Here is a 13,049-nt window from a genome sequence, read left to right as displayed (position 1 = left end):
ACTGATAATTTGGTTTGTTGATGAGTCTGATAGATAAAATAATATCCAATTTATAGTAAGTTAGTTCACGTCAATTTAGATAATTTTTTCACTATATTCAGCTATTACAGCAAAAATATAACGAAACCTTCTTTAGGTAACCAAAAACCATTTAATAACCATTCAAAATATTAAACATAACAGCAATTTATTTCATATTAAACTGCCTAAAATGTTAATTTTATGGTACAATTTCCTATAATTTTTGTTTACATTTTATCTAGTGAGAAAGTGGTTTTATGACCGATTTATCTAAAGTTGAACTTGCCAAAGAAATTACGCCTGTTGACATCGAAGAAGAATTAAAAACATCTTATCTTGATTATGCTATGTCAGTTATTGTTGGTCGAGCATTACCCGATGTAAGAGATGGATTAAAACCTGTTCATCGTCGAGTACTTTTTGCCATGAACGTATTAGGCAATGATTGGAATAAAGCTTATAAGAAATCAGCCCGTGTTGTGGGTGATGTTATCGGTAAATATCACCCTCATGGTGACACAGCAGTTTATGATACGATAGTACGTATGGCTCAGCCATTTTCGTTACGTTATATGCTTGTCGATGGACAAGGTAATTTCGGTTCTGTCGATGGTGACTCTGCAGCAGCAATGCGTTATACCGAAATTCGTATGGCTAAAATTGCTCATGAATTATTAGCCGATCTTGAAAAAGAGACGGTTGATTTTGTTCCAAACTATGACGGAACTGAGCAGATCCCTGATGTTTTACCAACTAAAATCCCGGCACTATTAGTTAATGGTTCATCGGGTATTGCTGTTGGTATGGCTACTAATATTCCACCACATAATTTAGCTGAAGTCATTAATGGTTGTCTGGCATTTATCGAAAACGATCAAATAACAGTTGATGGATTAATGGAATATATTCCAGGACCTGATTTTCCAACAGCTGCCATAATTAATGGTCGTAAAGGTATTGAAGACGCTTATAAAACAGGGCGTGGTAAAATTTATATCCGTTCAAAAGCTGAAGTCGAAGTTGATGAGAAAACGGGTCGTGAGACAATTATTGTTCATGAAATTCCTTATCAGGTTAATAAAGCCAAATTAATTGAAAAAATTGCTGAATTAGTTAAAGATAAAAAAGTTGAAGGGATTTCTGCACTTCGTGATGAGTCTGATAAAGATGGTATGCGAATTGTTATCGAAATTAAACGTGATGCAGTTGGTGAGGTTGTACTAAATAATCTTTATTCTCTTACTCAACTACAAGTTACTTTTGGTATGAATATGGTCGCCTTACATAAAGGGCAACCTAAATTATTAACATTGCGAGATATGATTGAGGCGTTTGTATTACACCGCCGTGAAGTTGTGACTCGACGAACTATTTTTGAATTACGTAAGGCTCGTGAACGAGCTCATGTTTTAGAAGGCTTAGCGATTGCATTAGCGAATATCGATCCTGTTATTGAATTGATTCGTAGTGCTGCAACTCCGGCTGAAGCAAAAGTGAAATTACTTGAGCGAGCATGGGAATTAGGAAATGTGGCATCGATGCTTGAAAAAGCGGGTAATGATGCGGCGAGACCAGAAGATTTAGCACCAGAATTTGGTATTCGTGATGGACACTATTATTTATCAGAGGCGCAAGCACAAGCAATTTTAGAACTTCGGTTACATCGCTTAACTGGCCTTGAACATGAAAAAATCTTAGATGAATATAAAGAATTATTAATTCAAATTGCTGCGTTACTACATATTCTTGCTAGCCCAGAGCGATTGATGGAAGTGATTCGTGAAGAGTTAGAAAGTATTAAAGCTCAATTCCAAGATGCAAGACGTACTGAAATTACGGCAAGTAGCGCAGATATTAATATTGAAGATCTGATTGCTCAGGAAGATGTCGTTGTGACTCTATCTCATCAAGGTTATGTAAAATACCAACCATTGTCTGATTATGAAGCGCAGCGCCGTGGTGGTAAAGGTAAATCTGCAACTAAAATTAAAGAAGAAGATTTTGTCGAAAAACTGTTAGTTGCAAATACTCACGATACTATTTTATGTTTCTCAAGTCGTGGTCGCTTATACTGGATGAAGGTGTATCAATTACCAGAAGCGAGCCGTGGAGCAAGAGGTCGCCCAATCATTAACTTATTGCCTTTGGAAGCAAATGAACGAATTACTGCTATTCTTCCAGTTAAAGAGTTTGATGATGAACATTGTATCTTTATGGCGACATCACAAGGTACGGTGAAGAAGACTTCTCTTATTGAGTTTAGTCGCCCTCGTAGTGGTGGAATTATCGCGATTAATTTACGTGATGATGATGAATTAATTGGTGTTGATTTGACGAGCAATGACAATTCTGCCAGCCCTGATGACGAAGAACTAAATGATGATATGCTGACTGATGAGATTGATTCGGAAGATGATGAATTAATTGAAGCCTCAACGACTGAAGATATTATGTTATTTTCAGCTAACGGTAAGGTTGTTCGATTCCCAGCTAATAAAGTGAGAAGTATGGGGCGTACTGCCGCTGGGGTTAGAGGAATTAAACTGGATAAAGATGATAAAGTGGTCTCTTTAATTGTTCCTCGTGGTGATGGCGCAATATTAACTGCAACTCAAAATGGTTATGGTAAACGAACTGAACAAGCGCTATATCCTACTAAATCTCGTGCAACAAAAGGGGTGATTTCAATCAAGGTGAGTGAGCGAAATGGTCAAGTAGTTGGCGCTGTTCAAGTTGAAGAAAGCGATCAAATCATGCTTATTACTGATGCCGGTACTTTAGTTAGAACCCGAGTTTCTGAGGTAAGTGTTGTTGGTCGAAATACGCAAGGTGTAACATTAATTCGTACTACTGAAAATGAAAAAGTAGTCGGTTTACAACGTGTTGCTGAGTCAGAAGTTGAAATGGATAGTGAGGAAGATACTGCTTCACCCTCGCAATCGACAGTAGAAGAGTAATATTATTTTATATATAAAGGATTAGCTAAAACTAGTCCTTTTTTTTGTCTAACCAAAATTGATTGTTGATTTGAATATTTATAGGACTAACTATGTCATTATTATTACGAAAATTTTGCCGAAGTTTAGCTTGGCAAATATTATTTGCTCTAATTTTGGGCGTTGCTGTTGGTGGGGGATTCCATCTATTATCATTTGAGGGGCACCCTTTACATTCTTATTATCAATTTTGGACAGTTAATGTTTTTAAACCAGCGGGTGATATTTTTATTAGCTTAATTAAAATGATTGTATTACCCATTATTTTAAGCACATTAACGCTAGGTATTGCAGGACTCGGTGGCTCAAAAAGATTAGGAACCTTAGGATTTAAAACAATCCTCTATTTTGAAATTATTACAACTATTGCTATTTTATTGGGGATTGTATTTGGTAATATATTTACTCCAGGTAAAGGATTGGATTCGACTAAATTAAGTCATGCTGATGTTTCAGGCTATATTGCTAAAAGTGAAGCCCTCAGTGATCAGCCACATGGTTTAGTCGTGATGATTCTTGATATGATCCCATCAAATATATTCAAAGCGATGAGTGATGGTGCGATTTTACCTGTGATTTTTTTCTGTGTATTTTTTGGTTTAGGTTTAATGCAGTTACCAGATAAACAACGTGAACCATTTCTTGATTTCTTAAAAGTTATTTCTGACACCATGTTCAAGGTGACCAATATTATTATGCGTTATGCACCTATCGGTGTATTTGCTTTAATGACTGTAACTATTGCTAAATATGGATTTGAATCCTTAATTCCATTATTAAAATTAGTTGGTGTTGTTTATGCCGCGATGATTGTATTTACAGTCGGGATATTAGGATTAGTGTGTAAAATATGTGGATTTAATATTTTCATGCTACTAAGAATTTTGAAAGAAGAGTTAGTTATCGCCTTTTCAACAGCAAGTTCAGAGACAGCATTACCAAGAATTATTGAAAAAATGGAAGCTTATGGTGCGCCAAAATCCGTGACGAGTTTTGTTATACCGACGGGCTACTCTTTCAATCTTGATGGTTCAACTTTATATCAAAGTATCACTGTTCTCTTCTTAGCTCAATTGTATGGTATGAATTTACCAATCATGGATCAACTTATTATTGTTATTACTCTAATGATTGCTTCAAAAGGTATTGCTGGTGTACCTGGGGCATCGATTCTTGTACTCTCTGCAACACTTGGTAGTGTGGGGATTCCACTTGATGGTATTGGTTATATCATGGGGGTTGAACGAATTTTAGATATGGGACGTACAGTGGTCAACGTCGTTGGTAATGCACTAGCAGCTATTGTTATTGCTCGTTGGGAAGGGTTATTCGATGATAAGAAAGCCCGTCAATATGAGCAAGATTATCTTCATCATCAACTTAAAGACTTATAGATCATTAAGTTTTAAATAAACCGATAATTTTGAAGTGACCCCATAAAGTTGGACACTTTAGTTAAGTAGCTCGTAAGGCTTGGTTTCGGTATGCTACCGGAGTCAGGCCTTTTAATTTAACTTTAATCCGTTTCGTGTTGTAGTATTCTATATATTCTTCTATTTTTTCAATCAATTCATCCGCATCTTTAAAATGTTGCCCATGATACATTTCTGATTTTAATAGTCCAAAAAAGTTTTCAGCAACAGCATTATCTAAGCAATTCCCTTTTCTTGACATACCTTGCTTTATACCATTATCAGCAAGTTGCTTCTGATAAATAGGATTTCTATATTGCCAGCCCTGGTCACTATGTAGCAAGGGGTTTTGTTTGTTTTTTAATCGTGATATCCCTTTTTTAAGCATATCGGTGACTAAAGTCAAACGTGCATTCTTAGCCACACTATAAGCAATCACCTCTTGGTTGTATAAATCAATAATGGGCGATAGATAAATTTTCTGTTCATTGACTTTAAATTCAGTGACATCGGTTACCCATTTTTTATTCGGTTTTGACACTTTAAATTTTCTCTTAAGACGATTGGGTGCCGTTTTACCCATCTCGCCACGATAAGAGCGATATTTTTTGGGTCTTACTGTTGATGTAACGGTATACTTTTCTTGGAGACATACTTAGCGGTATGATAAACCATCAACTAAGGAGATTACCCCGTGACAAGACAACTAAGTAGTGAATTTAAACGAGAATGTGCAGAGCTCGTTCTTAATTATGGTTATGCACATAAAGATGCAGCAAAAACAATGAATGTGAGTATTTCATCAATTGGGCGTTGGGTAACACAATATAGAAAAGAACGACAAGGTATTACGCCTAAAAGTAGTGCGCTGACCGCTGAACAAAAACGAATACAAGCTTTAGAAAAACAAGTTAAGCAGTTGCAAAGTGATAATCAGTTATTAAAAAAGGCTTCAGCCTTCTTCGCCATCGAAATGACAAGCAGCAACAAATAGCGTTAATACTGAAGAAGGCAGGAAATGAAACCGCTCAAATCTGTCGGTGTTTATCATTAGCACCGAGTACTTTTTATTATCGAATTAAACATCGCGCATGTAAATTAATGAATACTAGGCTTGAAATTGCCATAAAATCAATTCATAACGAAATGGACGGTATATATGGAAAAAGAAGAATGTTAGTTGAACTGGTTAAAAAAGGGTTTAAGCTTGGTTTAGATAAGGTCCGACGCTTAATGAGAAAATTAGGCCTAGTGGCTAAAAGGCCTAAACAGCATTCCTATCCTCGTGGCGGTAAATCATCGCTACTGGCACCCAATCATTTAAATCGACAATTTAATCCAGCAACGATTAATCGCTATTGGTCTGGCGATATTACCTATATTCGGTCAAGGCAAGGTTGGCTCTATCTGGCTGTCGTGATGGACCTATGCTCTAGGCGTATTGTTGGATAGGCCTTTTCTGAAAAGCCAAACAGTTTACTGACGGTTAAGGCACTAAACATGGCGATACAGCGTCGAAAAGGAAAATGCCCTACCTTATTTCATTGTGATCAGGGGATTCAATATCGTAGTGAACAATTTCAACAGTTATTATCATATCATCAAATTACCTTTAGTATGAGTAGAGCTGGAAATTGTTTAGACAATGCCGTTACTGAACGATTTTTTAGATCATTAAAATCAGAAAGAATTAATTATCGAGATTATATAACAAGAGAGCAAGCGATGGGCGATATTATTGATTATATCGAACCGATTTATAATCAAAAACGAAGACATTATAAACTTGGATTTATTTCACCAGCAGAATTTGAACATAATTTACTAAAAACTGCCTAAGAAGCTCTCCAATTTTTGTTGACCGTTACACTATTAACATGATAATAAAATACACTTTTTGCTAGCTGTATTACTGACAGCAAATGTTTTAAGGGATATTGAGATTTAAGCGCTAAAACAACTAACGTTTTTTCTTTGTTTGTTGTCGTTTCGTTTGTCTTAGCTCCTCCCACTTTTTTAGAACAGCGTTTTCCGCTTGTAAATAAGCTATCTCTTCTTTTAATTCTTCAACTGTTTTTTCATCATTACAATGAGTCGATACAATACGTGATGGTTTCATGGATGGTTTTCCTCTAGATTGATACTCAAGCCCGCTGAATCCTTTTTCACGATATCTATCAAGCCAAACGAATAAAAGCCCAGGAGAGGCTAAATTAAGCATAGCACTGGTGTGCCCGAGAGACCAATCATTTGTCCACATTAATTTTAGGGCCTGTAATCTGGCTTGTGCGTGACGTAAATGGGCTGTTGATTGAAAGGATTTATCACCATGAATCGCCACTACCTGCGACCAATACCTTATTTGGCGAGAAGAAATAGCATACCTTTTTGAAAGTGTTTCGGACGATTCTCCTGCTAAGAATTCATTAGCAATGATAATTTTTAAATCTCGACTGTATTTTGACATAAAAAGACCCCCTGTAATTGGTTGTCCAACTATTGGGGGTCTCTTCAAATTTATCGGTTTATTTATTAATAATAAAAATAAAGATAAAATTAACGATTAACTAAATGTTTTTTATATAAGGAAAAATAGGAATATTTCTATGGAAAATAATAATATTCGTTGGACGTGGGCCGATCTAGTCAGTAGCTATCGGTTTTGGGGCTTAATTATATTTACGATTTGTATATCGCCTACCGTCATGTTATTGTCATTTGTTTTACCGAATCTTAAGGAGGATCTCTATCTTTCCGCTAAGGAATCGGGGTTAATTTTTATCATTAGGGCTTTGGGTATTTTGTTTGGTATTGTTCCTGCATGGATAGCAAGTAGGGCAAAAAGCTATTATTCTCTTTATGTATTTGCACTCTTTATTATTCTTGCATTATTAATGGCCTATTTTACTACCAATTTTTTTGTTTTGCTGGTTTGTTCTTTTTTGATGGGATTATTTTTTAGTGCATCAGGTTTACTTATTGCAGCAAATATTGCTAAAGCAGTTAATAGTATTGAGTGTTTTGTTTTGGTATTTGGCCTTATATCTATCTCATCAGCAACAGTGATGATTATCCCCCCGCTACTTGTATATATTATTAGTACATTCGGATATAAAGATACGTTTCTTGTTTGTACGGGTATAATTGTTATAGCAGTACTATTTTTATTACCAACCAACAAATCATTATTCAATGAAGCTCCAAGAATAAGACAAGTAGAAGGGGGGATTAAACTCTCTCATGATCCTATTTTGACTTTTTTATTATTTGCTATTATTCCTTTCTATTTTATTTATTGGTGTATTCGGACACATCAATATATTCGTAATTATAGTCAATCAGCAAGTTTATTAACACCATTTGCTGCAGGTTGGTGTTCGTTGTTAGTTCCTTTTGCTATCCCTGTAATGTTGATTAATTTGAATGATGCTATTGATGATGCTTGTTTATTGGATAAGTGTAGTCGATGGAAACTTATTTTATTAACCATTTTTTTGTTACCTATTGCGGTTGCTATAGTGCAAGATAGATTAAATCAACTTATGAGTATTACAGATAATCGTCAACTCTCTCATGATTAGTCGCATAAATAAAAAAGTAATAACATTATTTGTAATCGTATTTATTATATTTATAAGGAAATTTTAAATGGAAAGCAGTGTTCGTTGGACTTGGGCTGATTTAGTGAGCAGTTATCGATTTTGGGGATTGATTATTTTTTCTTTCTCTATAGTGTCTTTTAAGTACTTTATTGCATCTTATCTACCAGTCTATATTAGACATACATATGGATATGAATTTTCAGAAATAGGGGTGATACTTTTAAGTAGCAATTTTTATATTGTTACTGTGTTATCAATTATTCCAGCTTGGATTGCTAGCCGAGAAAAAAGTTATTATTTTTTACAATTATATGCTAGCGTTATTATTATCGCATTACTGATTACATATTACTATATTGATAATTTGATGATTATTTCTATCACTATTTTTATTATTGGTATACTTGGTTCTGCAATAAGTTTATTAATTTCAGCAATATTAGCTAAAGCTGTAGATAGTGTCGAATTTTTTGTTTTATCGTTTGGTCTGGTATTATTTAGTAATTTTATATCTAACTTTTCATCTCCGATATCTGCATCATTGATTATGGAACGAACAGGGGATATCCATCCGATATTTTTCAATTTAATTATTCAAGTTATTATTGGTATGTTATTTCTTTTACCTGTGAGAAAAACACTATTCAATGAAGCTCCGCCTATTAGAAAAACGCCATGTATTAAAAAAGATCAACATAGTCTCATGAATCTTTTTCTGCTATCGGTATTTATTCCTTTTTATATTATTTATTGGTGCGTAAGGGCTCATCGTGATATTCGGAATTATAGTCAATCTGCACGTTTATTAACACCGAAAGCAGCAGGATGGTGCTCAGCATTAGTTCCTTTTGCTATCCCTGTTATGTTGATTAATTTGACTGATGTGACAGATGAGTATTTATTGCAAAAGAAGCGTAGTCGGTGGGCATTGATTTTATTAAGTTTCTTTTTTTTACCAATTGCTATTGTGATAGTTCAGAGTTATTTAAATCAATTATCAGATAATGTTCAACCATCAGTTTAAGTAAAACAACCGCGGTATTTACCGCGGTTATTTATTTCTATCCTAATAATAACGCATCATCAGTAACTTCTTCCCCTCGCGTTTTTTCAAACATCGAGAGTAAATCGGTAACTGTCATTTGTTGTCGCGTTTCACCTGAGACATCTAAAACGACCTTTCCTTGATGTAGCATGACCGTACGAGTACCATATTCTAAGGCTTGTTTCATCGAGTGAGTTACCATCATTGTAGTGAGTTTACTCTCTTCAACGATTTGAGCGGTCAGCTCCAGAACAAATTTTGCCGTTTTAGGATCTAACGCTGCGGTATGTTCATCAAGCAATAGAATTTTAGAGGGTTGTAGTGTGGACATAAGTAAACTTACTGCTTGTCGCTGCCCACCTGAAAGTAGTCCCATCATATCTGCAAGGCGATTTTCTAGTCCAAGATCAAGAATAGTGAGCTTTTCTTTAAATAACTCTCGCAGATGGCGGTTTAATGCTGGTTTCAGCGATTGCTTATTACCGCGGTTATAAGCTAGCGCTAAATTTTCTTCAATAGTCAAATTACCGCAGGTCCCAACCATCGGGTCTTGAAACACACGTGCCACCATGCCGGCTCGTTGCCAAGCAGGTAAACGAGAAACATCTTGATTATCAATGATAACGTAACCAGAATCAGCGATCAGATCACCACTAATGACATTGAGTAAGGAACTTTTCCCCGCGCCATTACTACCAATAATGGTAACAAATTCACCTTGTTTTATATTGAGGTCTAATCCTCGTAGTACGTGGTTTTCAATTGGTGTACCAGCATTAAAGGTAAGTTGTAACTCTTCAACTTTAATCATACCGCTTTCCCTCGCTTATATAGTAATTTTTTTACCTGTTTAGGTAAGACTAACGCCAGAACGACAAGGATTGCTGTTATTAAATTTAGATCTTCTGTACCGATACCAATATTCTGTAATAGTTCATTACCTAGCGCTACTGCTATAAATAAACGATATATAATTGAGCCGAAAATCACTGATAGGGTAATAACCCACATGCGTTTAGCCGGGAAGATACTTTCACCAATAATGATCGAAGCAAGACCGATCACAATGGTACCCACACCAATAGTAATATCTGCCCCTCCTTGTGTCTGTACAAATAGCGCTCCACCAAGTGCGATTAGCCCATTGGATATGGCCATACCTAAAATAATAGTTGAACCCGTCGGAATTCCTTGTGATTTAGCCATACGAGCATTGGTTCCTGTTGCTCTTAATGCTAACCCTTTTTGCGTACTTAAAAAACGATTAAGTAGTAACCAACATACAATCACAAAAACTAAAACCATCATTGGTTGTACGATATATTGATTGGTGTAACTGGCATTAATAAACGGTGAAAAAATAGTCTCAGCACCGAGTAACGGTAAATTAGGTGAACCCGCCATTCTTGAGGTTTCTCCCATAATATAAGGTGCTAGTCCTAAAATACGTAAGTTAACTGAGTACAAGGCAATCATAACGATAATACTTGATAGCAGTTGTAGAATATTGAGTTTGACATATAGCCAGCCTGTGATCATTCCAGCAATACATCCCCCGAGAGTACCAAATATAGTGGCAATCCAAGGATCAACGCCAATATATAAACATAATCCACAAATAGCCCCACCAAGAGGAAAGCTACCATCAGCGGTTAAATCAGGGAAGTCGAGTAGACGGAAGGAGATATAGACTCCAAGACTGACTAATGCATAAATAAGGCCAATCTCTAGAGAGCCTAAAAAAAATTCAAATGACATTTAATTATCCTAAATCTTTTGTACTACCACCTAGATTAAGCGGTAGTGTACTGGTATATAACGTTATTTATCTACAACTTCTGCTGCCATGCTTAGTATTTCATCTGACAATACGACACCTTGTCGTTCAGCTGCTTTAGTATTGATGACTAACTCAGTCGTATTTCCAACTTGTGGTGGTATATCGCCAGGGGCCTCACCATTTAAAATACGGATGACTATTTTACCAGCTTGTCGACCTAAATTATAGTAGCTCATGCCTAAGGCTGCAATTGCGCCTCGTGGTGCTGAATCGGGATCTGAGGCCACTAATGGTATTTTACTTTCATTCGCTACTTTTACTAGTGATTCATAAGCGGAAACAACATTATTGTCGGTAGTGGTATAAATTAGATCTACTTTACCTTTTAAACTTTTCGCGGCAGTTGGAATTTCAGCTGTTCGTTGAGCCGGGGCCGCAATAATTTTAATTCCTTTCGGTGTCAAAATTTCTTCAAGTTGTTTTAAGACAATTGTTGAATTGACTTCACCTGGACTATAAATATAACCAATGGTTTTTAAGTCAGGTTTTATTTTCATCATCATATCAATTTGAGTGTCTAATGATAAAGCATCAGAAACTCCGGTAACATTGGTTTTTGATGCTTCCCAACTTGGTGTTAATTTAGCAATAACGGGATCGGTAACTGCAGTAAATACAATCGGAATCGTTTTGGTTGTTGCTGCTAATGCTTGTGAACTAGGAGTGCCAATCCCGACAATAACATCAGGTTTATTCGATACAAATTGTTTCGCTATTTGAGAGGCATTAGCACTACTGCCTTGTGCGCTTTGATATTGTAGTTTTAAATTTTTACCTACAATATAACCATTATCTTTTAGCTCATCTTCGACCCCTTTTCTAACATTATCTAAAGCGGGGTGTTCAACGATGGCTGTAATAGCAACAAATTTGACTGGTTCTTCAGCCGCAAATAGTGTAAATGGCATTACTAATATAGTAATAGCCATCATCAATGATGACCACAGGTGTTTTTTTAAATCACGCATTTTATCTCCTGTAACGTTATAATTACAATAAAAAATGTAGAGTGATTAATATAAAACAAATTTTACTCTTTATCTAGTAACATAAATAAATAAGGGTGTAAATATTAATTTACACCCTTGAGTAGAAAGCAGTAACTAATGTCGATTATTTCTCGGGAATGATCTGCTGTGCAGAATTGATCACATCATCTGATAATGTGATACCCTGGCGCTTTGCCGCCGCAAGATTGATTACCAGGTGGCTCTCTTGACCCTTTTCGGGAGCAATGTTTCCAGGTTTTTCTCCATTAAGAATACGAATAGCAAGTTTACCGGATTGTCGCCCTACATCGTAATAACTCATTCCATATGCTGCAACAGCTCCACGCTCCACTGCATCAGGGAAAGACGCTAATAACGGAATTTTATTTTCATTAGCAAATTTAACTAATGATTCATAAGCTGACACGACATTATTGTCAGTTGTTGTATAAATTAAATCAACCTTACCTTTTAGCGCACTTGCTGCCGTAGGAATATCAGCTGTACGTTGCGCTGGGACTGCAATAATTTTGATGCCTTGCTCAGCTAATAGTTGTTCTAAGTTTTTTAGGACAATAGTTGAATTAACTTCACCTGGGCTATAAATGTATCCAACAGAACGTACGTTAGGCACTATTTTTTTCATAAATTCTATCTGTGGGGCTAGCTCAAGATAATCTGATACACCAGTAATATTTGTACCTGTAGGGGCAAATGATTTGATAAGTTTTGCCGCTACTGGATCCGTAATTCCGGCAAAAACAAGTGGGATAGTTTTAGTTGATGCGGCTACAGCTTGAGCACTTGGTGTCGCTATTGCAACGATTACGTCAGGTTTATTGGCCGCAAATTGTTTGGCAATTTGTGCCGCATTAGCACTGCTACCCTGAGCACTTTGATACTGGACAATAAGATCGTCACCTAATTTATAGCCCTGCGCAATTAGTTCATCTTTTACCCCATCTCTAATTTCATTAAGAGATGGATGCTCGACAATAGCAGTGATTGCAACGTATTTAACTTCTTTGGCGTAAGTCATAAATGAGGTAAAACTTGTGATAATAATAGTACTGACTAATATTATTGATTTTAACAATTTGTTTAACATTTCTTTGTATCCGTGAACTAGTACAACAATAATGCT

Annotated in this window: 12 protein-coding genes and 1 pseudogene; 7 read left to right on the top strand and 6 right to left on the bottom strand. The window is 35.9% G+C overall.

Annotation, left to right across the window (positions count from 1 at the left end):
* The first annotated feature begins 278 nt into the window (after nucleotides 1-278).
* Complete coding sequence (gene gyrA / locus RHO11_07270; protein WVD60308.1) at nucleotides 279-2,978, top strand: DNA topoisomerase (ATP-hydrolyzing) subunit A; 2,700 nt, start codon at nucleotides 279-281, stop codon at nucleotides 2,976-2,978.
* 92 nt (nucleotides 2,979-3,070) lie between these two features.
* Nucleotides 3,071-4,411, top strand: coding sequence for a cation:dicarboxylase symporter family transporter (locus RHO11_07265; protein WVD60307.1), 1,341 nt, complete (start codon nucleotides 3,071-3,073; stop codon nucleotides 4,409-4,411).
* Nucleotides 4,412-4,472: 61 nt separating this feature from the next.
* Here RHO11_07265 and RHO11_07260 read toward each other — a convergent pair.
* Nucleotides 4,473-5,048: pseudogene (locus RHO11_07260) on the bottom strand (IS3 family transposase).
* 75 nt (nucleotides 5,049-5,123) lie between these two features.
* Here RHO11_07260 and RHO11_07255 point away from each other — a divergent pair.
* The 3 genes from RHO11_07255 (at nucleotide 5,124) to RHO11_07245 (ending at nucleotide 6,268) form a co-directional block, all read left to right on the top strand.
* Nucleotides 5,124-5,423: a transposase gene (locus RHO11_07255; protein WVD60306.1), complete on the top strand. Its 300-nt coding sequence runs from the start codon at nucleotides 5,124-5,126 to the stop codon at nucleotides 5,421-5,423.
* 107 nt (nucleotides 5,424-5,530) lie between these two features.
* Nucleotides 5,531-5,881, top strand: coding sequence for an IS3 family transposase (locus RHO11_07250; protein ID WVD60305.1), 351 nt, complete (start codon nucleotides 5,531-5,533; stop codon nucleotides 5,879-5,881).
* 27 nt (nucleotides 5,882-5,908) lie between these two features.
* Complete coding sequence (locus RHO11_07245; protein ID WVD62863.1) at nucleotides 5,909-6,268, top strand: integrase core domain-containing protein; 360 nt, start codon at nucleotides 5,909-5,911, stop codon at nucleotides 6,266-6,268.
* A gap of 121 nt (nucleotides 6,269-6,389) precedes the next feature.
* On the opposite strand, the gene RHO11_07240 is transcribed toward RHO11_07245, so the two are convergent.
* Nucleotides 6,390-6,896 carry a helix-turn-helix domain-containing protein gene (locus RHO11_07240; protein ID WVD60304.1) on the bottom strand — a complete coding sequence of 169 codons (507 nt, stop codon included), beginning with the start codon at nucleotides 6,894-6,896 and terminating at the stop codon, nucleotides 6,390-6,392.
* 139 nt (nucleotides 6,897-7,035) lie between these two features.
* On the opposite strand from RHO11_07240, the gene RHO11_07235 reads away from it, so the two are divergent.
* Nucleotides 7,036-8,010 carry an MFS transporter gene (locus RHO11_07235; GenBank protein WVD60303.1) on the top strand — a complete coding sequence of 325 codons (975 nt, stop codon included), beginning with the start codon at nucleotides 7,036-7,038 and terminating at the stop codon, nucleotides 8,008-8,010.
* A 67-nt stretch (nucleotides 8,011-8,077) separates the two neighbouring features.
* Complete coding sequence (locus RHO11_07230; protein WVD60302.1) at nucleotides 8,078-9,055, top strand: hypothetical protein; 978 nt, start codon at nucleotides 8,078-8,080, stop codon at nucleotides 9,053-9,055.
* 37 nt (nucleotides 9,056-9,092) lie between these two features.
* On the opposite strand, the gene RHO11_07225 is transcribed toward RHO11_07230, so the two are convergent.
* The 4 genes from RHO11_07225 to RHO11_07210 form a co-directional block, all read right to left on the bottom strand.
* Nucleotides 9,093-9,887: an ABC transporter ATP-binding protein gene (locus RHO11_07225; GenBank protein WVD60301.1), complete on the bottom strand. Its 795-nt coding sequence runs from the start codon at nucleotides 9,885-9,887 to the stop codon at nucleotides 9,093-9,095.
* Nucleotides 9,884-10,834, bottom strand: coding sequence for an ABC transporter permease (locus RHO11_07220; GenBank protein WVD60300.1), 951 nt, complete (start codon nucleotides 10,832-10,834; stop codon nucleotides 9,884-9,886). Before RHO11_07220 ends, RHO11_07225 begins: the two co-directional genes overlap by 4 nt.
* A 63-nt stretch (nucleotides 10,835-10,897) precedes the next feature.
* Nucleotides 10,898-11,884, bottom strand: coding sequence for an ABC transporter substrate-binding protein (locus RHO11_07215; GenBank protein WVD60299.1), 987 nt, complete (start codon nucleotides 11,882-11,884; stop codon nucleotides 10,898-10,900).
* Between the two features lie 145 nt (nucleotides 11,885-12,029).
* Complete coding sequence (locus RHO11_07210; GenBank protein WVD60298.1) at nucleotides 12,030-13,013, bottom strand: ABC transporter substrate-binding protein; 984 nt, start codon at nucleotides 13,011-13,013, stop codon at nucleotides 12,030-12,032.
* Nucleotides 13,014-13,049 lie beyond the last annotated feature (36 nt).

It is taken from the genome of Orbaceae bacterium BiB (genome assembly GCA_036251205.1).
GTDB classification, from domain to species: Bacteria; Pseudomonadota; Gammaproteobacteria; order Enterobacterales; family Orbaceae; genus Orbus; species Orbus mooreae.
Note: the sequence above shows the minus strand (reverse complement) of the source record. Positions and strands in the feature narration are given on the sequence as shown.

Coding starts and splice junctions, on each gene's coding strand:
- gyrA (WVD60308.1), top strand. CDS start 279: ATGACCGATTTATCTAAAGTTGAACTTGCCAAAGAAATTACGCCTGTT.
- RHO11_07265 (WVD60307.1), top strand. CDS start 3,071: ATGTCATTATTATTACGAAAATTTTGCCGAAGTTTAGCTTGGCAAATA.
- RHO11_07250 (WVD60305.1), top strand. CDS start 5,531: ATGAATACTAGGCTTGAAATTGCCATAAAATCAATTCATAACGAAATG.
- RHO11_07240 (WVD60304.1), bottom strand. CDS start 6,896: ATGTCAAAATACAGTCGAGATTTAAAAATTATCATTGCTAATGAATTC.
- RHO11_07235 (WVD60303.1), top strand. CDS start 7,036: ATGGAAAATAATAATATTCGTTGGACGTGGGCCGATCTAGTCAGTAGC.
- RHO11_07230 (WVD60302.1), top strand. CDS start 8,078: ATGGAAAGCAGTGTTCGTTGGACTTGGGCTGATTTAGTGAGCAGTTAT.
- RHO11_07225 (WVD60301.1), bottom strand. CDS start 9,887: ATGATTAAAGTTGAAGAGTTACAACTTACCTTTAATGCTGGTACACCA.
- RHO11_07220 (WVD60300.1), bottom strand. CDS start 10,834: ATGTCATTTGAATTTTTTTTAGGCTCTCTAGAGATTGGCCTTATTTAT.
- RHO11_07215 (WVD60299.1), bottom strand. CDS start 11,884: ATGCGTGATTTAAAAAAACACCTGTGGTCATCATTGATGATGGCTATT.
- RHO11_07210 (WVD60298.1), bottom strand. CDS start 13,013: ATGTTAAACAAATTGTTAAAATCAATAATATTAGTCAGTACTATTATT.